Origin of the sequence: Microbacterium oleivorans (assembly GCF_013389665.1) — a bacterium.
GTDB lineage: Bacteria > Actinomycetota > Actinomycetes > Actinomycetales > Microbacteriaceae > Microbacterium > Microbacterium oleivorans_C.
This window is the reverse complement of sequence record NZ_CP058316.1, coordinates 369,073-393,834: the sequence shown is the minus strand read 5'-3', so window position 1 is coordinate 393,834 and position 24,762 is coordinate 369,073. Positions and strand designations below refer to the sequence as shown.

The following is a 24,762-nucleotide window of genomic DNA, read 5'->3' as shown; positions in this document are numbered from 1 at the left end:
TACGATCATTGTGCGAGGATCGCTCTGCTCCGGCGCCGTGGCGACGGGCAGCTCGAATCCTAACGCGTGACGATCACGCGGGCCTCGCCCCCCGATCGAACGCTTCCCGACATCAACGGAGATACCGATGGAAGACTGGACCCAGACGCTGGGCGCCGGACCGCTCCTGCTCATCGCAGCCGGAGCGATCGCCCTCATCCTGTTCCTGATCATCGTGTGCAAGGTGCATGCCTTCCTCACGCTGATCATCGTTTCGCTGCTCACCGCGTTCGTCGCGCAGGTGCCGGTGTCGGCGATCGCGGCGACGCTGACCGATGGTTTCGGAGGAACCCTCGCCGGAGTCGCCCTGCTGGTGGCCCTCGGTGCCATGCTCGGCAGGCTCATCGAGCACTCCGGCGGCGCGAAGGCGCTGGCCGACAAGTTCGTCGAGGTCTTCGGCGAGAAGCGGGCGCCCTTCGCCCTGGGCATCGCCTCGCTCATTCTCGGCTTCCCGATGTTCTTCGATGCCGGGCTGGTGATGATGCTCCCGATCATCTTCGCCATCGCGCGCCGCGTCTCGAAGGCGAACGTGTTGCTGTTCGGCATCCCCGCGGCCGCGGCGTTCTCGGTCATGCACGTCTTCCTCCCCCCGCACCCGGGTCCGGTCACCGCGACCGAGGCGTACGGCGCCAACTTGGGGCTCGTGCTCCTGGTCGGACTCGTCGTCGTGTTCCCGGTCTGGTACGTATCGGGCTACCTGTGGGGAAAGTTCATCGCCGCGCGCATCCCGCTGCCCGTGCCGACGCTCTTCGGTGAGGTCGACCACGACCAGCCCTCGAACCCGCCGCGTCCCCGCACCATCGTGCTGCTGCTCCTCCTGCCGATGCTGCTCATCTTCATGAACACCGGGCTGACGACGCTCGCCTCCGCCGGCGCGGTATCGACGGACGACCTCTGGGTCCAGGTGCTCGTCCTGCTGGGCAACTCGTTCGTCGCGCTGCTCATCACCGTGCTCGTCGCGATCTTCGTGCTCGGCACGCGCCGCGGCGAGAAGGGCACCGCGCTGGAGAAGATCGTCGACTCGGCCCTCGGGCCGGTCGCCTCGGTCATCCTCATCACCGGAGCCGGCGGCATGTTCGGCGGCGTGCTGCGGGCCTCCGGCATCGGCGACGCCCTCGCCGACACGCTGTCGGATCTCGGCCTGCCCATCATCGTGGCGGCGTACGTCATCGCCGTGATCATCCGCCTCGCGCAGGGTTCCGCCACGGTCGCCCTCGTGACGGCCGCGGGCCTTGCCGCCCCCGCGGTGGTCGCGGGCGACTTCAACCCGCTGCAGGTCGCGGCGATCGTGCTGGCCACCGCGGCCGGCTCTGTCTTCGCCGGCCACGTCAACGACTCCGGCTTCTGGCTGGTGGGTCGCCTGATGGGCATGGATGTGAAGACAACGCTGAAGACCTGGACGGTCCAGCAGGCGATCGAGTCCGTCGTGGCCTTCGTTCTCGTCCTCGGCGTCTTCGGGCTCGCCTCGCTGCTGTGATCCGGTGGGGAGGGCGGCCCGGTCGCCCTCCGCACCCGGAATGGTCCGCTCGCTCCCTCACCCCCTCAGGAGGATGGATGTCCGCTCTGTTCGATGTCTCCGACCGCATCGCCCTCGTCACCGGATCGTCGCGAGGTCTGGGGCGCTCCCTCGCCCTCGCGCTCGCCCGCGCCGGTGCTCGCGTCGTCGTGCACGGGCGGGACGAGGCCGCTGTCGAGGAGACACGGGTCGAGGCCGAACGGGTGAGCGGACGCCCCGCTCACGCGGCGGTCTTCGACGTCACCGACGCCGACGCCGTCGAGGCCGGCGTCGCGCGCATCACCGACGAGGTCGGCGTGCCGGACATCCTCGTCAACAATGCCGGCATCCAGCGGCGCGCACCGTTCACGCAGTTCTCGGTCACCGACTGGAACGACCTGGTCGCCGCCAACCTGAGCGGCGTCTTCTACGTCGCTCGATTCGTCGCACCCGGCATGGCCTCGCGCGGCTCCGGCAAGATCGTGAACATCGCCTCCGTGCAGTCGGCACTCGCGCGCCAGACCATCGCGCCGTACTCGGCGACCAAGGGCGCGGTGGCGCAACTGACCAAGGGAATGGCCGCAGATCTGGCGCGCCACAACGTCCAGGTCAACGCGCTGTCGCCGGGGTACTTCGCCACAGAGATGAACAAGGCCCTCGTCGAGGACGCCGAGTTCACGGCGTGGCTCACCCAACGGACCCCGGCGCAGCGCTGGGGAGACTTCGCCGAGCTCGACGGCGCCCTGCTGTTCCTCTGCTCCGACGCGTCGAGCTTCGTGTCCGGACAGAACATCTTCGTCGACGGCGGAATGACCGCGGTCGTCTGAACGACCCGAGGAGACCCGATGCGCGCTGCATACATCGAATCAGCCCAGACCATCTCGGTGCGCGAGACGAGCGCTCCCGAACCCGGTGCCGACCAGGTGCGGGTCCGGGTCGACTACGTCGGCATCTGCGGATCGGACCTGCACTACTACCACGAGGGAGCCAACGGTGCGTTCGTCGTGCGCGAGCCGCTCATTCCCGGGCACGAGGTGTCGGGGCGTGTGGACCGGGACCCGTCGGGCACCCTGTCGGCGGGAACCCCGGTCACGGTGCACCCGGCGACGTTCGGGACGCCCGACCCCCGCATTCCCGACGACCCGCACCTGTGGGGCGGGGGCTCGTATCTCGGCAGCGCCTCGACCTGGCCGCACACGCAGGGGGGGCTCGCCGAGTACATCATCGTGGATCGCCGGATGATCCGTCCCCTGCCCGCCGAGCTGCCGATCCGTCGGGCCGCACTCGCCGAGCCGCTGGCGGTGGCGCTTCACGGGCTGGGCAAGGCCGGCGACGTCTCGGGGCGGAGTGTGCTCGTGACCGGTTCGGGACCGATCGGCCTCCTGTCGATCGCGGCAGCCGTCGCTGCCGGCGCGGCCCACGTGCATGCCACGGACGTCCTGCCCGGACCCCTGCGTCGCGCGCGCCTTCTGGGCGCGGACGACGTGTTCGACGTCACATCCGACGAGGTCCCCGACGGCGGCTACGACGTCGTGCTCGAATGTTCCGGCGTAGCGGCATCCGTCTCGACGGCGCTTCGCGCCGCTCGGGTCGGCGGGACGGTCGTGCAGGTCGGGATGGTCCCCAACGAGCCGCGACCGATCAACATCGCACCCTTCATCGCGAAGGAGATCCGCTGGTACGGCACGTTCCGCTTCAGGGACGAGATCGACCGAGCCGTTGAGCTGCTCGCGGCCGCGCCGCACATCGAGGATGTCGTGACACACGTCTTCGACGCCGACGATCTGGACGACGCCTTCGCGACCGCACGCGACTCCGAGGTCTCCGGCAAGGTTCTCGTAGCCGTCTGGCCCGATGCCTCGCGCTGAGCCGAGCCGACGGCGGTCGGTCAGCTCTTGCGGTAGCCCTGGCGGCCCATCGAGAACAGGGCCAGCGAGACCGAGACGATGGAGCCGAGGGTCATGAGTCCGATGACCCAGACGAGCACGTGCGAGAACCAGCCGTATTCCATGTTTCCTCCGGGCGTGAGACGACGTCTCGTCCACCCTACCCAGCGCTGGTAGAGTGGACGCGTACTTCGGCGAGGGATGCCGCGTGCCTCCGCTTCGGCGAGGACCGGAATCCGTGATCGACGAGGGTGTGTGCAGGTCGTTTCCTCTCCACGCGCTCACGATCGCGTCGAACCCGCATACCGCTACGGGGCCCGAGGCCCACAAGGAGAGACGCATGTCCACCGAGACCGACACCCAGGTCGTTGCAGAGACGCGCACCAACTTCGGCAAGGGCTTCGCCCGCCGTCTGCGCGCCGCCGGCAAGATCCCCGCCGTCATCTACGGCCACGGCACCGAGCCCGTGCACGTCGCACTACCCGGCCACCAGATGCTGCTGCTCGTCCGCCGCGCGAACGCCGTCATCGAGCTCTCCGTCGACGGCAAGGGCCAGCTCGTCCTCGTCAAGGACGTCCAGCGCGACCCGGTGCGCCAGATCATCGAGCACATCGACCTCCTCGTGGTCAAGAAGGGTGAGAAGGTCCAGGTCGACGTCCCGATCGTCGTCGTCGGCGAGCCCTTCGCGGGCACGATGGCCACGCAGGGCGCCTCCTCGGTGTCGCTCGAGGTCGAGGCGACCCACATCCCCGAGACCGTCGAGGTCGACGTGGAGGGCCTCGAGGACGGCGCGCAGATCACCGCCGCCGACCTGACCCTCCCGCGTGGCGCCTCGCTCGTCACCGAGCCCGAGACGCTGATCGTCGGCGTGTCGGTCCCCGCCGCGACGATCGCGGCCGCCGACGAGATCGAGGCGGCCGACGAGGCCACCGCCGCCGAGCAGTCGGACGAGGTCGAGGCCGAGGGCGACGAGAAGTCCGAGTAAGGCAACGATCCCCGGAGCCCGTTCTCACCGCGGTGAGGACGGGCTCCGTCGTTCGAGAGGCAACGATGGCAGACACCTGGTTGATCATCGGGCTGGGCAACCCCGGACCCCGTTACGAGGCGACCCGCCACAACATCGGGCAGATGGTCGTCGACGAGCTCGCCCGCCGGCGCAGCGAGACGCTGCGCTCGCACAAGGCCAACGCCTGGGCGGCCGAGTCCTGGCTGCGCCCGGGGGGCCCGAAGATGGTCCTGGCCAAGCCCAAGACCTTCATGAACGTCTCGGGAGGGCCCGCCGCCGCACTCGCCGGGTTCTACGGGGTCGATCCGGGGCGGGTCGTCGTGGTGCACGACGAGCTCGACATCCCCTTCGACACGATCAAGCTCAAGACCGGCGGTGGCCACGGCGGTCACAACGGCGTCCGTGACGTCGCCAAGGCGCTGGGCACTCCCGACTTCGCCCGCGTGCGGGTCGGGATCGGACGCCCCACCGGCACGCAGGATCCAGCGGACTGGGTCCTCGATCCCTTCTCTGCGGCCGAGCGCAAGACACTCGGCATCCTGATCTCGGATGCCGCCGAGGCGGTCGAGACGGTGGTCGGCGACGGCCTGCTGGTCGCACAGCAGCGTTTCCACGCGCCTCGCTGACGCAGGGCCGAGCGGGGACGGCGCTGCGACCGTCCGTGCTGCGAGCGGTGCTCAGGCGGTGACGAACAGTGTCGCCGCGCCGATGCCGAACGCCGCGAGCGGCGCGACGATCGCTGTCGTGACGGCCGCGATGGCGAGCGCTCGAGCGGAACGGCGGGCGATCGCGGCCGCGCCCACCGCGATCGACGCGATGCCGAGTGCGGTGCAGGCCCAGAAGGAGACCTCGCCGACCAGAATCCAGGCGCGCACCGGAGCGAGCGCGCGGGGATCACCGTCGGTGTCGAGCCACGCCACGGCGGCGCCGCTGCCGCCGAGCCGGGCGGCGACGACGACGGCGACGGCGATGGCGGCTCCCGCCGCGACGGCGGCGAGCACGAGCGCGAGCACGCCCAGAGCTCGACGGCGTGGCGCCGACGGCGGGGTGGGAAGCCGGCCGGGAGCGGCGACGACGTAGGGCGCGGCGAAGCGGGGCTCGCCGCGAGGCGGAGGCGTACTCACGCGCTCATCCTACGAAGGCGGCGATCCCGGGCGCACCGATGGCGGTCACGGTGTCGGCGGGCGGCGCTAGGCTTCTGTGGTGACAGTTCCCGGGATCGTTCGCGCCCTTTCGCAGGCTGACTCCTTCCGGGAGGCGGTGACATCCGGCGCCGTCGGCAGCATCGACTACGCCCTCGCCGACGGTCTCGATGCGCCGCTTCTGGCGGCGCTGCTCGAGCAGCGCCGGAGCGCCGGTCGGACCGCGGTGCTGCTCGCGATCGCGCCGACGGGACGCCGTGCCGAGACGCTGGGCGGCGCCATCCAGTGCCTCGTGCCCGACGCCGAAGTGCTCCACTTCCCGGCGTGGGAGACGCTGCCTCACGAGCGACTGAGTCCGAGCCCCGAGACGGTAGGGCGGAGGCTCGACGTCCTGCGCCGTGCATCGTCGCACGAGGGCACCCGGCCGCTGGTGGTCACCGCCTCCGTGCGCGCCGCCCTGCAGCCGCTCGCCGCCGGGCTCACCGACGCCGATCCGGTGGAGATCGCCGTCGGCAGCCGCGGCCTCGACCTCGAGCGGGTCGTGCGCCGTCTCGTCGAGCTCGCCTACCACCGCGTCGACATGGTCTCGCGTCGCGGCGAGTTCGCCGTGCGCGGCGGCATCCTCGATGTCTTCCCCGCCGCGGCGGACCACCCGCTCCGCGTGGACTTCTTCGGCGACGAGGTCGACCAGATCCGCGCATTCTCGATCGCCGACCAGCGGTCGCTGCCGGGTGAGTTCCGCGAGGCGGTGCTGCTGCCGGCGCGCGAGCTGCTGCTGACCGCCGACGTGCGCGAGCGCGCAGCGGGCATGGCGACGAAGTTCCCGAGCCTCACCGGCATGCTCGAGAAGATGTCGCAGGGCATCCCCGTGGAGGGCATGGAGTCGCTGCTGCCGGCGCTGGCCGACGGGGTCGTGCCTCTGGTGCACTACCTCCCTCGCGGCGCAGGAGTGGCACTGGTCGACCCGGAGCGTTCCCGCACCCGGGCACAGACGCTCGGCGAGACCAACCGCGAGTTCCTGGAAGCGGCATGGAGTGCGGCCACGGCCGGAGCCGACAGCCCCGTGGACCTCGGTGCCGGTGACTTCCTGACGCTTCCCGCCCTGCGCGACGCGGCGCGCGAGCGCGACGGTGTCTGGTGGGCCCTGAGCGCTTTCGACTCCGGCGCCGCCGATGCCGACGCCGAGGGGCTCACGACACCCGACGGCTCGGAGTTGCGAGTACGGGGCACTGCCGTCCCCTCGTTCCAGGGCAACGTCGACGGCGCGACGGCTCACATCGGCCGGCGTCTGGCGGAGGGGTGGCGCGTGATCGTGTGCGCATCCGGCGCGGGCCTGGTCGACCGCGCTCGCGACGTGCTGGCCGAGCGCGGCATAGCGGCCCGTACGGCGCAGGACGTGGCCGAGATCGACGAGGACCCCGTCGCGGTGTGCGTCGTGGCATCGCTCGAGCGGGGATTCGAGTCGGACGAGGCACGGCTGGCAGTGCTCACGGAGAGCGAGTTCTACGGTCGCACGATCGGCGGCGACGGGCGGGTGGTGAAGAAGCTGGCGTCCCGGCGACGCAACGTCGTCGACCCGCTCCAGCTGAAGCCGGGCGACGTCGTCGTGCACGCGACGCACGGCATCGGCAAGTTCGTCGAGCTCGTGCAGCGCGAGGTGTCCAGCGGCGGCCGCAACGCGGTGAAGACGCAGCGCGAGTACCTCGTCCTCGAGTACGCCCCCGCCAAGCGCGGATACCCCGGCGACAAGCTCTTCGTGCCGACCGATCAGCTCGACCAGCTGTCGCGCTACGTCGGCGGCGAGGCTCCCGTGCTCTCCAAGATGGGCGGCAGCGATTGGGCCGCGGCGAAGGGCAAGGCGCGCAAGGCCGTTCGCGACATCGCCGTGGAGCTCGTGAAGCTCTACTCGGCCCGGATGGCCTCCAAAGGCCATGCGTTCGGCCCCGACACGCCGTGGCAGCGCGAGCTCGAGGAGGCGTTCCCGTTCGCGGAGACCCCCGATCAGCTGCAGACGATCGACGAGATCAAGGCCGACATGGAGAAGCCCATCCCGATGGACCGGCTCCTCTCGGGCGATGTCGGCTTCGGGAAGACCGAGGTCGCCGTGCGTGCCGCCTTCAAGGCGATTCAGGAGGGCAAGCAGGTCGCGATGCTCGTGCCGACCACGCTGCTGGCGAAGCAGCATCTCGAGACCTTCACCGAACGTTTCGCGGGCTTCCCGGTGCAGGTGCGACCGCTGTCGCGTTTCCAGACGCAGAAGCAGGCGCGCGAGACCGTGGCCGGGCTCGCCGACGGCACCGTCGACATGGTGATCGGCACGCACCGCATCCTCACCGAGAAGGTCGCCTTCAAAGACCTCGGACTGCTGATCGTCGACGAGGAGCAGCGGTTCGGCGTCGAGCACAAGGACTCGTTGAAGAAGCTCAAGACGGGCGTCGACATCCTCGCGATGAGCGCCACGCCCATCCCGCGCACGCTCGAGATGGCCGTCACCGGCATCCGCGAGATGTCGACGCTTGCCACTCCGCCCGAGGAACGGCATCCGATCCTCACCTACGTGGGTCCGCGCAGCGACAAGCAGATCGCCGCGGCCATCCGTCGTGAGCTGCTCCGCGAGGGACAGGTCTTCTTCGTGCACAACCGCGTGCAGTCCATCCAGCGGGTCGCGGCCCAGCTCGGCGAGCTCGTGCCCGAGGCGCGCATCGCGGTCGCCCATGGACAGATGGGGGAGCAGCAACTCGAACAGGTCGTCGACGACTTCTGGGAGCGCCGCGCCGACGTGCTGGTTTCGACCACGATCGTCGAGACCGGGCTCGACATCTCGAACGCGAACACCATCATCATCGACCGCGCCGACAAGTACGGTCTCAGCCAGCTCCACCAGCTGCGCGGACGCGTGGGCCGTGCGCGCGAGCGCGCCTATGCGTACTTCCTGTACGACGAGAACAAGCCGCTCAGCGAGACCGCCGCCGATCGGCTGGAGACGATCGCTGTGAACAACGATCTCGGGTCCGGCATGCAGGTGGCGCTGAAGGACCTCGAGCTGCGCGGGGCGGGCAACCTCCTCGGAGCCGAGCAGGCCGGACACATCGCCGGGGTCGGGTTCGACCTGTACCTGCGGATGATCGGCGAGGCCGTCTCGACTTTCCGAGGCGAGGAGGTCGACGGCCCCGCGGAGCTGCGGCTCGAGCTGCCCGTGGCCGCGCGGATTCCCGACGACTACATCGACAGCGAGCGACTCCGGCTCGAGGCGTACCAGAAGCTCTCTGCGGCGGCCACCGTGAGCGCCAAGGACGACGCGCTCGATCTCGTGGTCGAGGAGCTCACCGATCGGTACGGCCGGCCGCCGGCCGAGGTCGAGGGACTCCTCGCGGTGGCGCGGCTGCGGCGTCGTGCGGCGCAGGCGGGACTGACCGACGTCGTGGCCATGGGCCCGAACCTGCGCATCGCGCCGGCGCGACTCCCGGAGTCGATGCGCATCCGGCTGCAGCGACTGTTCCCCAAGGCCAAACTCCTCGCCGGCGGCGAGGCGCTCGTCGTCCCGCTGCCCACGGCGGGTGGCGGTCCGCTCGGCGATGCCGATCTCATCGCCTGGACGGGACAGCTGCTCGATCAGCTGTTCCCCGTCGCGGCACCGGTCACGACGCCGGCGTCCTGATCAGAGGACGATGCCCCCGGTGAGCAGCAGGAGCACGGCGGCGATTGCGCCGAGCACGGCCAGAGCGAACACCGCCCGCTCGGCCCCGGTGAACACCCGGGCGCCGGCCCGGCGTCGTGCGGCGGCGAAGAGGGCGGTGCCCGGCACGATGATCAGCAGCGACAGCAGCAGGTAGTCCGTGCCCGCCGCGACCAGCAGGAACGCGGTGTAGCCGGTGGCGAGGGCGGCGACGACCAGGTCGCGCACACGGTGCGGATCACCCGGGGCGTAGGTCTCGCGCGTGACGGCGAGCTTGAGCGCGTACCCGGCCGAGAGGACGAAGGGGATGAGGACGAGGACGCTCGTGAGGTCGAGCGCGACGGAGAAGGCGTTCTCGGCGAACAGCACCACCACCAGCAGCACCTGGACGAGGACGGTCGACAGGGTGAGGGCCCCGACCGGGGTGTCGTCGGCGTTCGTCCGCGCGAGGAACCGCGGGAGATCGCCCGACCGGGCGGCCTCGAGGAGCACCTCGGCAGCCATGAGGGTCCACGTGAGATAGGCCCCGAGCACCGCGACGATCAGGGAGACGCCGATGAGCACGGCGCCCGCAGGCCCGACGATCGCCTCGAGCACGCCGCCGAGCGACGGCTCGGGCAGGGTCGCGATCTGCTCGCGCGGCATCACCCCGTAGGACACGATCGTGACCGATGCGAAGACGGCGAGGACGCTCAGGAACCCGAGCAGGGTGGCCCGGCCCACGTCGCGCCGGGAACGCGCATGGCGGGAGTTCACGCTCGCGCCCTCGAGTCCGATGAACACGAAGACGGTGACGAGCATCGTGGCGCGGACTTGATCCCACAGGGCCGTTCCGCTGGGTCCCGACCAGTTCGCCGCGAACACCTGGGGGTCGAAGACCGTTGCGCACAGAACGACGAAGACGACGATGGGCACGGTCTTGGCGATGCTCACGACGCGGTTGACCGCGGCGGCGGCGCGCACTCCCCGACGGATGAGGAGGAAGAACAGCCAGAGCCCCACGGACGAGACCGCGACCGCGGCGATCGTGTCACCGGCTCCGAGTGCGGGGAACACCGCGCCGAGCGTCGAGGTGATGAAGACCCAGTAGAAGACGTTGCCGGCGCACGCGCTCGCCCAGTAGCCGAAGGCCGAGAAGTATCCGAGGTACCGGCCGAATCCGGCGCGCGCATAGCTGTAGACCCCGGCGTCGAGCTCGGGGCGGCGGTTCGCCAGCATCTGGAACGCGAAGGCGAGGGTGAGCATCCCGCCACCCGCGATCGCCCACGCGATCAGGGTGCCCGCCACGCCGGTCTCGGCGGCGAACCCGGCCGGCAGGGAGAACACGCCGGCGCCCACCATCGAGCCGACCACGAAGGTGGAGAGGGTGAGCATCGACACGGTCGACGGACGCGCACCCGCGCGGCCGTCGAGCGGGCCGGAGGTGGGCGGAGCATCGGAAGGCACGGGGAGAAAGCCTAGTCGCGGTGCGCCCCGTGCTCTCGTCCCCGGCCGGATGCCCGTGTCACCCGGTGTTCTGCAGACCCGCAGCGACCCCGTTGACCGTGAGCAGGAGCAGGCGCTGCCACTCCGGCGGCGTCTGCGCCTCGGGCTCGGTCGAGCGCAGCACGCGGAGGGCGCGCAGCTGCAGCAACGACAGTGCGTCGACGTAGGGGCTGCGCATCTTCACCGCGCGCTGCAGGACCGGCTTGTTCGCCAGGAGTCCGTCGCCGCCGGCGATCCGCACGACCCAGTCGCGGGTCAGCAGCATCTCGTCGAGCACGAGGTCGGCGAGGTCCGAGCGATCGGCGAGGGCGAGGTGGCGGCGGGCCATGCGCGGGTCGGCCTTGGCGAGACTCATCGCGACGTTGTCGACCACGGTACGCAGCAGCGGCCACTGTTCGTAGGCCTCGCGCAGCAGGGCCTCGTCGCCGACGGCCTCCAGGGCGGTGCCCAGACCGAACCACCCCGCGAGGTTGATGCGCGCCTGCGTCCACGCGAACACCCAGGGGATCGCCCGCAGGTCCTCGAGGGATTCGACCGAGAGCCCGCGCCGTGCCGGCCGCGAGCCGAGGGCGAGCAGACCGATCTCCTCCATGGGCGTCACAGCCGCGAACCACGGTGCGAATCCTGGGGCTTTCACGAGAGAGAAGAACCGCTCGCGCGAGGCGGTGTCCATCGTCGCCGCGACCGAGGCATAGCGCTCGGCCGCGCGGCTGTTGCGCTCCTCGATCGAGGGTGCCGAGGCGAGGAGGACCGCCGCGGCGACCTGATCGATGTGGCGCAGCGCGATGTCGGGGTCGCCGTAGCGAGCGAAGATGACCTCGCCCTGCTCGGTCAGCTTGAACCGCCCATCGACGGAGTGCGGCGGCTGCGCGAGGATGGCGGAGTTCGCCGGGCCGCCGCCACGTCCGAGGGCGCCGCCGCGGCCGTGGAACAGTGTGAGCTCGATGCGCTCGTCCTGCGCCCAGGCCGAGATCCGCGCCTGCGCTTCGTAGAGGGCGAGGTTGGCCGCGACCGGGCCGACGTCCTTCGACGAGTCGGAGTATCCGAGCATCACCTCGAGCCGCCGCCCGGTGGCGTCGAGCCGGTCGGCGAACGCCGGGTGACCGATGATCTCGGCGAGGATGCCCGGCGCTGCCTGCAGGTCGGCGAACGTCTCGAACAGGGGGATGACGTCGAGGACGGGGGGTATGCCGTCCGGGCCGACGGCGTGGCGCGCGAGCGCGTGCACGGCGGCGAGGTCGTCCGCCGACTGTGTGAACGAGACGATGTAGCGGCCGGCGGCACGGGGACCGAACCGCTTCTGCACCTGCGAGATGGTGCGGAAGACCTCGAGCACCTCGGTGGCCAGCTCGCTGGGCTCATCGCCGGCCTCGCACTCGGCGAGCACCTTGGCGTGGACGGCGGAGTGCTGGCGCACCTCGAGCTCGGCGAGGTGGAAGCCGAAGGTCTCGACGGCCCAGATCAGCTGCTGCAGCGCTCCGAAGGCCTGTCGCGCGGCACCCGCCTGATCGAGCGAGTCCTGCACGACCCGCAGATCGGCCAGGAACTCCTCGGGGTCGTCGTAGGCGAGGTCGGCGTCGCGCAGCCGGGTGGCGCGGATGCGACGGGCCAGCAGCATCATCACGCGCTTGTGGTGCTCGCCGGGGGCGCGTTTGACGGCGTTGGCGGCGCCGTCCTCATCGGAGGCCGCCAAGCGGTCCCAGAGCGAGCGCAGGGGGGCGCTCGGCGGCGTGGTGTCGCCCGACATGGTCAGCCCGCGGCCGACGCGTTCGGTGCTGCGCTCGAGCCCGAGGAGGACGTGCTCTGCGGCGATGCCGGCCGCCTTCTTCGTCACCGACGCGGTGACGAACGGGTTGCCGTCGCGGTCTCCGCCGACCCAGGTGCCCAGGCGCACGAACGGCGCCACGACGGGGGCGCGGGTGCCGGCGGCGTCGCCCAGCAGCGCGTCGTCGAGGCGGCGGTAGACGAGCGGGATGGTCGTGTACAGCGTGTCGTCGAAGACGGCCATGACGGCCCGGACCTCGTCGGTGGGCGTCGGCTTCTCAGCCCGCAGCGGCGACGTGCGCCAGAGAGTGTCGATCTCCTCGAGCATCCGCCGCCGGGCGCGCCGGTGCTCCGCCCCGCCGGCGGCGGAGTTCTCCAGGGTCTCCAACAGCGTCACCAGGCGGCGGATGCTCTCCGAGACGGCGCGACGTCGCGCCTCGGTGGGGTGAGCGGTGAACACCGGGTGGAAGCGCAGATCCCGCAGTCGTCGTTCGGCCTCGTCGGCCCCCACCTCGGACGCCAGCTGCGCGAAGGCGGCCGGGATCGAGTCTCCGGCGCTGTCCTGGTCCGAGATGCCGGCTCGTTCGCGCAGCAGTCGCACGCGCTGGTGCTCCTCGGCGAGGTTGACGAGATGGAAGTACACGGTGAAAGCGCGGGCTACTTCGTCCGCGCGCGAGACCGTGAAGGATTCCGCGATGGCCGCGGCGCGCTCGAAGGCCTCGGGGGAGTCGTCGGTGTACGCCTGGATCGTCGCGCCGCGCAGGCGCTCGACATCCTCGAAGAGGCCGGACGAGCCGCTCTCGCGCAGGACTTGTCCCAGCATGGAGCCGAGCATCCGCACGTCGGCGCGCATCGCCTCGGGGATCTCCTGCTCCGCCTCGTAACGGCCGACGAGGTCGATGGCTTCTGTTCGGGTCAGCTCGCGCATGCCTCCAAAGTAATGGCACCGGCGGTGCGGTTCCGACACAAGCGTCACAGACCGACCGCGACCCGTCGACGCGGGCGCCCCGTTAGCCTGAGAGCGCCCGATCGAAGGAGCCCGCATGTCAGACCCGCTCCGGGATGCCGCCGACACGATGCGCGCCGTACGCGACCGCTGCGTCTGGACGGCCGCGATGACCCACCGCGAGCTCGTGCCGTACCTCGTCGAGGAATCGGCCGAGGTGGTCGACGCCGTCGAAGCCGGCACACCGGCCGATCTGCGCGAGGAGCTCGGCGACCTGCTCTGGCAGGTGCTGTTCCACGCCGAGATCGCGTCCCGAGCCGAGGTCGACGCGTTCGACATCGACGACGTGGCCCGCGGTCTGACCGAGAAGATGGTGCGTCGGCATCCGCACGTCTTCGCCGGGGAGTCGGCGCGCACGTCCGAAGAGGTGTTGGTGCTGTGGAACGCCGCGAAGGCGGCCGAGAAGCGCGAGCGGCGTAGCGTCCTCGACGGCGTCTCCCCGCACATGCCGGCCCTCGCACACGCCCAGAAGATGCTCGGTCGCGCCGGACGGGTCGGCGTCTCCGGACCACCGGCCGAGCCGATCGGCGTGGCGTCGGAGGCCGAGCTCGGCGACGCGCTGCTCGCTCTCGTGGCGCACGGCCGCGAGCACGGCTGGGACGCCGAACGGGCGCTCCGCGAGCGGTTGCGTGCGCTGGCGGCCGAGGTCACCCGTGCCGAGACCGGTCCCGTCGACCTGGAAGGATAGGACGGTGCCCACCGTGAACCCGCCGCGCGGCATGCGCGACTTCCTCCCCGCCGACAAGAGCCGTCGCGAGCGCGTGCTCGCCGTCGTCCGTGAGCGTTACCGCGCGCACGGCTTCGACGAGATCGAGACGCCCGTCATGGAGGAGTACGGGCGGCTGCATGCGGGCATCGGCGGCGACAACGAGAAGCTCGCGTACAACGTGCTGTCCCGCGGGCTGGACGCCGAGGCGATCCGCGCCGCCGCCGATGATCCGGCCGCCCTGACCGATCTGGGGCTGCGCTACGACCTCACCGTCCCGCTCGCTCGCTTCTACGCGTCTCACCGCGCCGAGCTGCCCACGGTCTTCCGCGCCATCCAGATCGCACCGGTGTGGCGGGCCGAGCGCCCGCAGAAGGGGCGTTATCGGCAGTTCGTGCAGTGCGACATCGACATCATCGGAGACCCCACCGCGCGGGCGGAGGCCGAACTGATCGCTGCGAGCCTCGACGCCCTCGACGCCCTGGGTCTCCGAGGCGGCTCCGTGCGGATCAACGATCGCCGGGTGCTCGACGCGATGCTCTCGGCGTTCGGCTTCGCCGAGGCCGAACGCCCCGGCATCCTGATCACGATCGACAAGCTCGACAAGCTCGGCCCCGCCGGTGTGGTGGCCGAGCTGCGCGAGCGCGGTGCCTCCGCCGAGGCGGTCGACGCGTTCGCGACGTTCCTGGAGCGGCCGCAGGTCGGCGACCTGCCGTTCGGGGAGCGCCAGATCCGCGAGGGTCTGCCCGCCGGGGTGCCCGAGGACGTGGTGGCTCACCTCGTCGGCATCGGCGCCGCCGTCCGGGCCGCCCGCGGTGACGCGGACCTCCCGCTGGTGTTCGATCCCTTCCTCGTGCGCGGCATGGGGTACTACACCGGAACGATCTTCGAGCTCGCGCACCCCTCGGTGAGCTACTCGCTGGGCGGGGGAGGACGGTACGACGGGATGATCGGACGGTTCCTCGGCACCGACGTGCCGGCCGTCGGCTTCTCGTTGGGCTTCGAGCGACTGGTCGATCTGCTCGGGGATGCGGACGCGCGCGAGCAACCGGCGATCGTCCTGGTCCACGAGCGCGACGTCCCGCTCGCGGAACTGCTCGCCGCGAAGGCGCAGCTGGTCGCGGGCGGATCGCGCGTGCGGGTCGAGGCGCGCCCGAAGAATCTCAAGGCGGTACTGGATCGGGCGGCCCTCGACGGCTACGCATCGTTCGTGTCGCTGCGCGCCGGCGATGACGCCGCATCGCTCGAGGTGCGCCCTCTGGGCTGAACCCGTCAAGGCATCGTTGACACACGACGCGTGTCAACAGATGATTGACGTATGTCCTCGTCATCGCGTGTCACCCGTTCGTTCTCACGAGTTCGTCTCGGCGCCGTCGTGTCCGGCTTCGTAGGAGCGGTGCTGCTGCTCACGGCGGTCGTGCTCGATTGGTCGGGCTTCTGGGGCGGGTTCGCCCAGGGAGCCGGCGTCGTCTTGCTCCTCACCGCCGCCTACCTCCTCGGCCTCCTGACGGGCATGCGACGCAGCGCCGTGTCGCCGACGTGGCTTCCGGCCGGCGGGGGCGAGGCCGCGTGAGGCTCGAGCCGTTCGCCGAGGACGGCGATCTCGGCGAGGTCATCGGGCGTGCGGTGCTCGACGCCGCAGACGTCGGCTCCGCCGAATCCCTGGGGGTGGAGGGTCACCTCCGCGTCGTCGAGGCGAGCGCGCGGGCGGAGAGCGACGTCCGGGCGCTTCTCCAACGCTCGGTCGAGGCGGCGCGCGCGGGCGGGGCCAGCTGGGCCCGCATCGGCGCCGCCCTCGGGATGTCGCGCCAGGCTGCGCAGCAACGCTTCGGCGGGCCCGCCCGCGACGACGACGTCTCGGCCGAAGAACGCTGGCTCGGCCCGGTCACCGCCTTCGACGAGCTCCCGGAGCTCGAGGAGGCGGGACGTCAGGGGTGGCGCACGGTCGAGGCGGGCATGCTCGCCCATCGGATGGTGCGGACCGACACACAGTGGGAGCACCGCCGCATCCTCTGGCGCGGCTCCCTCGAGCGCGAGCGTCGGGACGGCTGGGTCGTCGGATGTCGGGCGTTCCCCTGGATCTATCTCGTGCGCGACCTCGGCGTACCCCCGGTCGCGCGCTGATCGGTCGGGGCCGTTCGCCCACAGGTCGGTCGCCGGTCCGCTGCCGTTCACCGGCGGGTGCTCTGCTGGGCTCATGACCACGCCCCCGGCCCGCATCGCGGCGGCCCTCGGGGGAGCTGCGCTGTCGCTCGGAGCCGTCGCGGTCGCCTCGCGGGCGGTCCTCGCGCACCAGGCCGGGCTCGCCCGCGAGCGGATCGGGAAGCCCCTCGGCGAGCTGGCCGTCGACGCCGACCGGCTGTGGCGGCGCTCGTACGCCGGCGAACCGGTGCGCCTGGTGATGCTGGGTGACTCGCTGGCGGCGGGGCTGGGCGCGGACCGACGCAAGGACACGCTGGGTGGGCGCCTCGCCCGCGGACTCGCACACCGCGCGCACCGCCCGGTCCGGCTGAGGACGGGCGCCGTCGTCGGAGCCGAGTCGGCGACGCTCGACGGACAGATCGACGCGCTCGGCCCCGACGCGCGCGCCGACGTCGCCGTCATCGTGGTCGGCGGCAACGACGTCACCCATCGCGTGCCCGTCGACCAGGCGGCTCGGAGCCTCGCCGAGGCGGTCGAGCGCCTGCGGGCGATGGGGTGCGCGGTGGTGGTGGGGACGTGCCCGGACCTCGGCGCGCTGCGGCCGGTGCCGCAGCCGCTGCGCAGCCTCGCCTCCCGTGCCTCGCGCTCGCTCGCCGCCGCGCAGGACGCTTCGGCCCGCGCCGCGGGAGCACGAGTCGTCTCGCTGCGGCGCACCGTGGGCCCGGTGTTCGTGGAGCGGCCCGACGAGATGTTCAGCCTCGACCGGTTCCACCCCAGCGCCCTCGGCTATCGGCGGACGGCGGACGCGCTTCTCCCTGCCCTCGCCGCCGCGCTCGACGAGTCCCTGGCGTCGCGGATGCTGGCGCGCGTGGACGCCGTGCGGTTGGCTGAGGGCATGACCGACCCCACGCCCGACGCTTGGCGTCGCACGGACGCCTACCTCGCCGGCATCCTCGTCGAGCGGGACGACGCTCTCGAGGACGCGGTCGAGGCCCAGAACGCCTCCGGTCTGCCGCCGATCGAGGTCTCGCCGCTCAGCGCCAAGCTCCTGCAGCTGCTGGTGAGGATCAGCGGCGCCCGGCGCGTGCTCGAGGTGGGCACGCTCGGCGGCTACTCGGCGATCGCGATGGCCCGCGCGCTTCCGCCGGACGGCTACCTGCTGTCGATCGAGGCGGAGCCGCACAACGCCGAGGTCGCACGCGCGAGCATCGCGCGCGCCGGAGTCGACGACCGCGTCGAGGTGAAGGTCGGGCGTGCCGCCGAGGTGCTGCCGGACGTCGACGGACCGTTCGATCTCGTCTTCATCGACGCCGACAAGGAATCCAACACGCTCTACCTCGACCACGCCGCCCGAGTGGGGCGCCCCGGAGCCGTCGTGGTCGTCGACAACGTCGTGCGAGCGGGGCGCATCGCCGACCCGGGCACCGAGGACGAGCAGGTCGCGGGCGCTCAGCGCGGGCTCGAGATGCTGGCCCGTGACAGCCGGTTCGACGCCACCGCACTGCAGACCCTCGACGCCAAGGGATGGGATGGCCTCGCCATCGCGGTGCTGGTCGATCCGGGCGATAGTCCCGGTGGGGCCGCTGGCGGCTCGCGCGGGCATCACTAGACTCAGAGTGGACCGACGACGCTCCACGACTCACCCTCCACAAGCAAGGAGTACCCCTGTGGCACTGATCGAGGCTGTAGGCGCACGCGAGATTCTGGATTCGCGTGGCAACCCGACCGTCGAAGTGGAGGTGCTCCTCGACGACGGAATCGTCCAGCGCGCAGCCGTCCCCTCCGGCGCATCCACCGGCGCCTTCGAGGCGTACGAGCTTCGCGACGGCGACAAGAGCCGCTACAGCGGCAAGGGCGTCCTGAAGGCCGTGAACGCCGTCATCGACGAGCTGGGCCCGGCGATCGAGGGCATCGACGCGAGCGAGCAGCGCATCATCGACGAGATCCTCATCGCGACCGACGGCACCGAGAACAAGTCGCGCACCGGCGCCAACGCGATCCTGGGCGTCTCGCTCGCCGTCGCCAAGGCCGCCGCCGATTCGGCCGACCTGCCCCTGTTCCGCTACCTCGGCGGGCCGAACGCCCACCTGCTGCCCGTCCCGCTGTTCAACGTCATCAACGGCGGCGAGCACGCCGACAACGGCATCGACATGCAGGAGTTCTTCCTCGCGCCGATCGGCGCCGAGAGCTTCTCGGAGTCGCTGCGCTGGGGCACCGAGGTCTACCACGTCCTCAAGGGCGAGCTCAAGGCCGCCGGTTACGCGACCGGCCTCGGCGACGAAGGCGGCTTCGCGCCGGACCTCCCGAGCAACCGCGAGGGCCTCGAGTTCCTCGTCAAGGCGATCGAGAAGGCCGGCTTCACGCCCGGCTCCGAGATCGCCCTCGGCCTGGACGTCGCGGCGACGGAGTTCTTCAACGACGGCGTGTACCGCCTCGACAACAAGGACTGGAACGCCGAGCAGCTGACCGACTACTACGTCCAGCTGGTGAACGACTTCCCGATCGTCACGATCGAGGATGCCCTCGCCGAGGACGACTGGGACAACTGGACCGCGCTGACCGAGAAGCTCGGCGACAAGGTGCAGCTCGTCGGCGACGACCTGTTCGTCACCAACCCGGCGCGCCTGGCGGACGGCATCCGTCGCAAGGCTGCGAACTCGCTGCTGGTGAAGGTCAACCAGATCGGCACGCTGTCGGAGACGCTCGACGCCATCTCGGTGGCGCACCGCGCCGGCTACACGACGATGCTCTCGCACCGTTCGGGCGAGACCGAAGACACCACGATCGCCGACCTGGCCGTCGCGGTCAACGCCGGTCAGATCAAGAGCGGCGCGCCCGCTCGCTCCGAGCGAGTGGCGAAGTACAATCAGCTTCTGCGCATCGAGGAGGAGCTGGGCGACGCGGCGGAGTTCATCGGCCGCGCGGCGTTCCCGCGATTCCAGGGCTGATCTGCGCCGAAACGTGACGAGAGGGGGAGCCGTGGTCAAGACGACGGCTCCCTCTCCTCGTGTTCGGCCTCGTGTCCGGCGGGTGGACGTCCGCGCCTGGCTCGGCGGCATCCGCCTCTCGGGATTCGCGTTCATCATGCTCGGGCTGGTCGTCCTCGCCGCCTGTGTGCTCGTGCCGTCCGTGGGCACCTATCTCGATCAGCGAGCTCAGATCGCCGCGCTCGAGGAGTCGGTCCGGGTGGAACAGGACGAGGTGGTGGCGCTCGAGGCGGAGCGCGAGCAATGGCGGGACCCGGCGTTCATCACGACGCAGGCGCGCGAGCGCCTCTACTACGTCCGCCCCGGCGAGGTCGTCTATCTCATCGACGACGACCTGCCCGCCTCATCCCTGCCCGACGACCCGGCGGCGGTCTCGGGAGACGTCGAGCGCACCCGCACCGACTGGATGTCGCAGTTCGTGCGCTCCATCGTCACGAGCGGCAATGCGCGAACGGCGACGCCGGGGCCGTAACCAGGTGCTCGTCAGTCATGGACGCTAGCCTGGGGGAGTGACTGCTGCCGCCCTGACGCCTGCGACCGACGCCGATCTCGCGGCCATGCGCGAGCAGCTCGGGCGCCCGATGCGCGGCGTCATCGGGATCGCGGCGCGGTGTGTGTGCGGCAACCCGACGGTCGTGGCCACCGAACCCCGGCTCCCGGACGGAACGCCCTTCCCGACCTTCTACTACCTCACCCACCCGGGCGCCACGGCGGCGATGTCCGCGCTCGAGGCCACGCAGGTCATGCGCGAGCTCAGCGATCTGCTCGTCGCCGACGAGGACGTCGCGGCCGCGTACCGCTCGGCGCACGCGAGCTACCTCGCCGACCGTGCGGCCTACGGCGACGTCGAGGAGATCGCGGGGATCTCCGCCGGTGGGATGCCGACGCGGGTGAAGTGCCTGCATGCGGTTGCGGCGCATTCGCTCGCCGCCGGACCCGGCGTCAACCCCATCGGGGACATCGCGCTCGAGCAGTCGTCCTGGTCGCCGCTCCGTTGCTCGTGCGCGCACCCGCGGGTGGCCGAGTGACGCGGTGGGGACGGCGGTCGCTCCGCGTCGTCGCCCTCGGCGTCCTGGTGGTCGTCACCGCGACGGCCGGCGCCGTCGTGCCGCCGACGGATCCCGCGCGACAGGCGGAGTACTGGCTCGACGACTACGGCATCCGGACCGCCTGGGAGACCACGCGGGGCGCGGGCACCACGATCGCCGTCATCGACACGGGTATCGGCCGCGGGCCCGCGGAGTTCGACGGCGCCGTCGCGGCGGGTGCCGACTTCTCCGGCGCGGGCAGCGCGGACGGACGCGCCCCGGTGGGTGGCGAGACGGACCGCGACCACGGCAGCTGGGTGGGGTCGCTCGCGGCCAGCCGCGGCACCGGGCCCGACACCGGGATGATCGGGGTGGCGCCGGAGGCCGAGCTGCTGTCGCTCTCGATCGGTTTCGGCGGCAACTCCGAGATCCCGTTCGCCGATCAGGTCGCCGATGCCATGGTGTGGGCCGTCGACCAGGGCGCCGACGTCATCAACCTCTCGTTCACGACGAACCTGCTCGAGTGGGACCCCTCGTGGGACGACGCCTTCTTGTACGCCTACGACCACGACGTCGTCGTCGTCGTGGCCGCGGGCAACCGCGGGACCGGCACCGACCGGGTCGGAGCGCCCGCGACGATCCCGGGCGTCCTCACCGTCGGCGGGGTCGACCGGCAGGGCGTCGCGAGCCAGGAGGCGTCGACGCAGGGCATCACGATCGGCATCTCCGCCCCCAGCGAAGAGCTGCTGGGTGTCTCGGCGGACGGACGGGTGGTGGTGTGGAACGGCACCAGCGGTGCGGCGCCGATCGTGGCCGGTGTCGCGGCCCTGGTGCGTTCGGCGCATCCGGGCCTCGACGCCAACAACGTCATCAACCGCATCGTGAAGACGGCCCGCGCCGTGCCCGGCGTCGCGGCTCAGCCGGACCCGCTGTACGGCTACGGCCTGCTGGACGCAGCCGCGGCGGTCAGCGCTGCGGTGCCGGCGGTGTCGACGAACCCGATGGGCGACCTGTCGGAATGGATCCGCATCTATCGTCGCGCCGAGCAGGAGCCGGTCCCCGTCCCCACCACCACCGCCGTCGCGCTCCCGGAGCTGCCCGCTGCAGACGCGCCTACGGAACCGTCGCCGCCCTTCCTCCCGAGCATCGACACGCTCGTCTACGGCACGGTGCCGCTCCTGGGGGCGTCCGTGGCGGCTATACTGATGGCGCTCGGCGTCACCGCAGCTGTCCGGCGCATCCGATCGGCCCGCGCGTCGCGCTAGCCGAGCCCCCGATCAAGGAGTTCTTCCGAACGTGTCCACTTCCGTGCCCCAAATCCTCGTCGTCGGCGGCGGCTACGCCGGCTTCTACACCGCGTGGAAGCTCGAGAAGCACCTCCGCAAGGGCGAGGCCGAAGTGACGATCGTCGACCCGCTGCCCTACATGACGTACCAGCCGTTCCTGCCCGAGGTCGCGGCAGGCGAGATCGAGGGGCGCCACGTCGTCGTCGGTCTGCGCCGCCACCTCAAGCGCACGAAGGTCGTCAGCGCGAAGGTCACCAAGATCGATCACGCCAACAAGGTCGCGACCCTCACGCCCGCCGAGGGCGAGCCGTGGGAGCACCGCTACGACCAGATCGTCGTGACGGCCGGTGCGGTCTCGCGCACCTTCCCGATCCCGGGCATCGCCGACAACGCGATCGGCCTGAAGACGGTCGAAGAGGCGATGGCGATCCGTGACCGCATCCTCACCAATTTCGACCGCGCGGCGAACCTGCCGGCCGGCCCAGCGCGCGATCGCCTGCTGACCGTCGTCGTCGTCGGCGGCGGCTTCGCCGGCATCGAGGTGTTCGCCGAGCTGCGCGCCATGGCGTCGTCGCTGCTCAAGAGCTACCCGCAGCTCCGCTTCGAGGACACCCACTTCCACCTCATCGAGGCCATGGGTCGCATCATGCCGGAGGTCTCGCTCGAGACCAGCCAGTGGGTGCTCAAGGACCTCGCCAAGCGCGGCGCGAACGTGCACCTCGACACGCAGGTGACGGGCGCCGAGGGCGGCAACGTCGCCCTGTCGACCGGCGAGGTCATCCCGACCGATGTGATCATCTGGACCGCGGGTGTCATGGCGAACCCGACGGTCGTCCGCGGCAGCGATCTGCCCGTCGAAGAGCGCGGCCGGATCCGCACCCGCGCCGACCTGCGCGTCGGCACCCCCGAGGAGATCGTCGAGGGCGCCTGGGCGGCCGGCGACATCTCCGCCGTTCCCGACCTCACCGGCGGTGGCGTGGGCGGGTACTGCGTCCCCAACGCGCAGCACGCGGTGCGCCAGGCCAAGCTCCTCGCGAAGAACCTCGTGGCAGTGCTGCGCGGCGAGACGCCCCGTGAGTACATCCACAAGAACCTCGGAGCGGTCGCCGGGCTCGGGCTCGGCAACGGCGTGTTCCAGTCGGGCAAGATCGCGATCAAGGGCTTCTTCGCCTGGGTCGCCCACCGTGGCTACCACGGGCTGGCGATGCCGTCGTGGGAGCGCAAGTGGCGCGTCGTCGGCGACTGGTGGATGAACTTCTGGCTCGGTCGCGACAATGTCGCGCTGCAGGCGACGCTGACTCCCCGTGCCACGTTCGAGGAGTTCGCCTCGCGCCCGCGCCCGGCTCAGCCCGAGGCCGAGAAGCAGGCGCCCCCGATCGACCCGAAGAGCGTTGCGCAGGATTCCGGTGCCGCCGCCGTCGCGCCCGCCGAGAAGGACAACAAGGTCTCGGCGAGCTGACGCTCCCTCATCCTCGCGAAGCCCCCGCACCTATCGGTGTCGGGGGCTTCGTCGTCCCCACCGTGGTGTCGGACAGCGCCGGGCGCGTCGGCGGGAACACGGCTTCGGGGGCGCGCGCGGCGCCGGTAACGTGGGAGCGGGCCCCCGTAGCCCAATGGCAGAGGCAGGCGACTTAAAATCGCTTCAGTCTGGGTTCGAGTCCCAGCGGGGGCACCGTCGTCGTCGCCGCGTCGAGCCTGCGGCCACGGCGAGCACCGAGCCGATCACGAGGACGATGCCCGCGGTCTGCGGGGGAGTCAGGCTCTCGCCCACGGCGAGGATGCCGATCAGGACCGCGACGACCGGGCTGAGGAGTCCGAGGAACGCCGGGACCCGCGCGGGCAGCGCCGCGAGCCCGCGGAACCAGACCACGTAGGCGAAGGCCGTGCCCACGATCGAGAGGTAGGCGTAGCCGGCGAGTGTCGGCGCTGTCGGTGCTGTCGACGGCAGCGGCTCGATCACGGCGGTCAGGACGGCGAGCAGGATGCCGCCGGCGATGAGCTGCCAGGCGGTCGTGGCCAGCGGCGGTAGGCCCGGACTCCACCGCTTGGCGAGGACCGTGCCGACGGCCATCGCGGACGCGCCGCCGATCGCTGCTGCGATGCCGACTCCGTCCAGTCCCGCGCTGCTCTGCAGGACGATGAGCCCCACGCCGACGACGCCCGCGAGACCCGCTCCGAGGATGACCGCGTTCATCCGCTCGCTCAGCACGACCCAGCCGAGCACCGCGACCAGCAGGGGCTGAATGCCGCCCACGACGGCCGCGACTCCACCCGGCAACCGTTCGGCGGCGATGAACAGACAGGCGAAGAACGTCGTGATGTTGAGCGCTCCCAGCACCCATGCGCGCCACCACCACGCTCCGACCGGCAGCCGGCGCGCGATGGCGAGCAGGATGAGTCCAGCCGGGAGCGCGCGGACGGTCCCGGTGAGCAGCGGGTGCCCGCCGGCGACGAACGTCGTGGCGGTCACGTAGGTGGTGCCCCAGATCGCGGGGGCGAGGGCGGTCGTGACGACCGCCGAACGATAGCTAAGCACTTAGCGAGTATAGCTAAGCGCTAAGCGACTACGGTGGATGCATGGACCAGGTCGACCGCATCCTCGAGCAATGGCGGGCGGCGCGTCCCGATCTGGACGCACGCCCCATGGCCGTCATCGGACGGCTCAGCCGCGCCGCCGCCGCCGTCGATGCCCGGCTCGCCGAGACCTTCGCGCGGCACGGCATCGATGCCGCCACCTTCGACGTCCTCGCGACCCTCGTCCGCCAGGGTGCACCCCATGAGCTCGCGCCCGCCGATCTCGCCGCCGACGCGATGATCAGCTCGAGCGCGGTCGCGCAGCGTCTCAATCGGCTGGAGTCGCTCGGTCTCATCACGCGGCATCCGGATCCCCGCGACGGGAGGGGGAAGCTCGTGCGCCTGAGCGCGGCCGGCCGCGAGGTGATCGACCGCGCGCTGCCCGACCACCTCGCCACCGAGGAGGCGGTTCTGGAGGTGTTCACCGACGAGGAGCGGACCGTCCTCGCGGGCCTGCTTCGCCGGTTCGTCGGTACCGGCACATCACCGGGACGGCCCATCGGCGCGCGCCCGCCGCGTGGGTAACCCCTGCGAGTTCGC

Annotated in this window: 22 protein-coding genes and 1 tRNA gene; 18 read left to right on the top strand and 5 right to left on the bottom strand. The window is 71.2% G+C overall.

Annotation, left to right across the window (positions count from 1 at the left end; genetic code table 11):
- The first annotated feature begins 127 nt into the window (after positions 1-127).
- The 3 genes from HW566_RS01955 to HW566_RS01945 all read left to right on the top strand — a co-directional run bounded on the left by HW566_RS01955 (position 128) and on the right by HW566_RS01945 (position 3,402).
- Positions 128-1,516, top strand: a complete 1,389-nt coding sequence (locus HW566_RS01955; RefSeq protein WP_178009930.1) for a GntP family permease — start codon at positions 128-130, stop codon at positions 1,514-1,516.
- Between the two features lie 77 nt (positions 1,517-1,593).
- Positions 1,594-2,361, top strand: coding sequence for an SDR family oxidoreductase (locus HW566_RS01950; RefSeq protein WP_178009928.1), 768 nt, complete (start codon positions 1,594-1,596; stop codon positions 2,359-2,361).
- 18 nt (positions 2,362-2,379) lie between these two features.
- On the top strand, positions 2,380-3,402 hold the full coding sequence (locus tag HW566_RS01945; RefSeq protein ID WP_178009927.1) for a zinc-binding dehydrogenase: 1,023 nt from the start codon (positions 2,380-2,382) through the stop codon (positions 3,400-3,402).
- A gap of 20 nt (positions 3,403-3,422) precedes the next feature.
- Here HW566_RS01945 and HW566_RS15975 read toward each other — a convergent pair whose 3' ends face one another.
- Entirely contained in the window at positions 3,423-3,545 is a 123-nt protein-coding gene (locus HW566_RS15975) for a hypothetical protein (RefSeq protein WP_256728823.1), read from the bottom strand.
- A 215-nt stretch (positions 3,546-3,760) separates the two neighbouring features.
- Here HW566_RS15975 and HW566_RS01940 point away from each other — a divergent pair, with 215 nt between their 5' ends.
- Positions 3,761-4,405, top strand: coding sequence for a 50S ribosomal protein L25/general stress protein Ctc (locus tag HW566_RS01940; protein WP_178009925.1), 645 nt, complete (start codon positions 3,761-3,763; stop codon positions 4,403-4,405).
- Positions 4,406-4,470: 65 nt separating this feature from the next.
- On the top strand, positions 4,471-5,052 hold the full coding sequence (pth, locus tag HW566_RS01935; RefSeq protein ID WP_178009923.1) for an aminoacyl-tRNA hydrolase: 582 nt from the start codon (positions 4,471-4,473) through the stop codon (positions 5,050-5,052).
- A gap of 51 nt (positions 5,053-5,103) precedes the next feature.
- Here pth and HW566_RS01930 read toward each other — a convergent pair whose 3' ends face one another.
- Entirely contained in the window at positions 5,104-5,550 is a 447-nt protein-coding gene (locus HW566_RS01930; RefSeq protein ID WP_178009922.1) for a hypothetical protein, read from the bottom strand.
- 79 nt (positions 5,551-5,629) lie between these two features.
- On the opposite strand from HW566_RS01930, the gene mfd reads away from it, so the two are divergent.
- Positions 5,630-9,226, top strand: a complete 3,597-nt coding sequence (mfd, locus tag HW566_RS01925) for a transcription-repair coupling factor (RefSeq protein ID WP_178009920.1) — start codon at positions 5,630-5,632, stop codon at positions 9,224-9,226.
- Here mfd and HW566_RS01920 read toward each other — a convergent pair whose 3' ends face one another.
- Positions 9,227-10,618 (bottom strand): basic amino acid/polyamine antiporter, encoded by a 1,392-nt coding sequence (locus HW566_RS01920; protein WP_178014598.1) that lies wholly within the window; start codon positions 10,616-10,618, stop codon positions 9,227-9,229. It abuts the gene before it with no gap.
- 130 nt (positions 10,619-10,748) lie between these two features.
- Positions 10,749-13,421, bottom strand: coding sequence for a phosphoenolpyruvate carboxylase (locus tag HW566_RS01915; RefSeq protein ID WP_178009918.1), 2,673 nt, complete (start codon positions 13,419-13,421; stop codon positions 10,749-10,751).
- Between the two features lie 115 nt (positions 13,422-13,536).
- Between HW566_RS01915 and HW566_RS01910 the strand changes: the two genes are divergently transcribed.
- From HW566_RS01910 to HW566_RS01855, 11 genes are all read left to right on the top strand, one after another.
- Complete coding sequence (locus HW566_RS01910) at positions 13,537-14,187, top strand: MazG family protein (protein ID WP_178009916.1); 651 nt, start codon at positions 13,537-13,539, stop codon at positions 14,185-14,187.
- Positions 14,188-14,218: 31 nt separating this feature from the next.
- Positions 14,219-15,472, top strand: coding sequence for a histidine--tRNA ligase (hisS, locus tag HW566_RS01905; protein ID WP_218621662.1), 1,254 nt, complete (start codon positions 14,219-14,221; stop codon positions 15,470-15,472).
- Positions 15,473-15,523: 51 nt separating this feature from the next.
- On the top strand, positions 15,524-15,778 hold the full coding sequence (locus tag HW566_RS01900; protein ID WP_178009913.1) for a hypothetical protein: 255 nt from the start codon (positions 15,524-15,526) through the stop codon (positions 15,776-15,778).
- The gene (locus HW566_RS01895; protein WP_178009911.1) at positions 15,775-16,329 is read left to right on the top strand and encodes a hypothetical protein; all 555 of its coding nucleotides are present in this window, start codon (positions 15,775-15,777) and stop codon (positions 16,327-16,329) included. Before HW566_RS01900 ends, HW566_RS01895 begins: the two co-directional genes overlap by 4 nt.
- Before the next feature lie 73 nt (positions 16,330-16,402).
- A complete protein-coding gene (locus HW566_RS16175; protein WP_306171783.1) occupies positions 16,403-17,956 on the top strand; it encodes a GDSL-type esterase/lipase family protein in 1,554 nt (517 codons plus the stop codon).
- Positions 17,957-18,014: 58 nt separating this feature from the next.
- A complete protein-coding gene (gene eno, locus HW566_RS01880) occupies positions 18,015-19,295 on the top strand; it encodes a phosphopyruvate hydratase (protein ID WP_178009908.1) in 1,281 nt (426 codons plus the stop codon).
- Positions 19,296-19,377: 82 nt separating this feature from the next.
- The gene (locus tag HW566_RS01875; RefSeq protein WP_178009906.1) at positions 19,378-19,806 is read left to right on the top strand and encodes an FtsB family cell division protein; all 429 of its coding nucleotides are present in this window, start codon (positions 19,378-19,380) and stop codon (positions 19,804-19,806) included.
- Positions 19,807-19,891: 85 nt separating this feature from the next.
- Positions 19,892-20,362, top strand: a complete 471-nt coding sequence (locus HW566_RS01870; RefSeq protein WP_178014595.1) for a DUF501 domain-containing protein — start codon at positions 19,892-19,894, stop codon at positions 20,360-20,362.
- On the top strand, positions 20,359-21,627 hold the full coding sequence (locus HW566_RS01865; protein WP_178009904.1) for a S8 family serine peptidase: 1,269 nt from the start codon (positions 20,359-20,361) through the stop codon (positions 21,625-21,627). The genes HW566_RS01870 and HW566_RS01865 overlap by 4 nt, the downstream gene beginning before the upstream one ends.
- A 43-nt stretch (positions 21,628-21,670) precedes the next feature.
- Positions 21,671-23,107, top strand: coding sequence for an NAD(P)/FAD-dependent oxidoreductase (locus tag HW566_RS01860; RefSeq protein ID WP_178014593.1), 1,437 nt, complete (start codon positions 21,671-21,673; stop codon positions 23,105-23,107).
- 140 nt (positions 23,108-23,247) lie between these two features.
- Positions 23,248-23,320: transfer RNA gene (locus tag HW566_RS01855), tRNA-Leu, on the top strand.
- Here the strand turns inward: HW566_RS01855 and HW566_RS01850 are convergent.
- Complete coding sequence (locus tag HW566_RS01850) at positions 23,291-24,184, bottom strand: EamA family transporter (RefSeq protein ID WP_178009902.1); 894 nt, start codon at positions 24,182-24,184, stop codon at positions 23,291-23,293. The two genes, HW566_RS01855 and HW566_RS01850, sit on opposite strands and share 30 nt — an antisense overlap.
- A 41-nt stretch (positions 24,185-24,225) precedes the next feature.
- Here HW566_RS01850 and HW566_RS01845 point away from each other — a divergent pair, with 41 nt between their 5' ends.
- Positions 24,226-24,747, top strand: coding sequence for a MarR family winged helix-turn-helix transcriptional regulator (locus tag HW566_RS01845; protein WP_178009900.1), 522 nt, complete (start codon positions 24,226-24,228; stop codon positions 24,745-24,747).
- Positions 24,748-24,762: the final 15 nt, after the last annotated feature.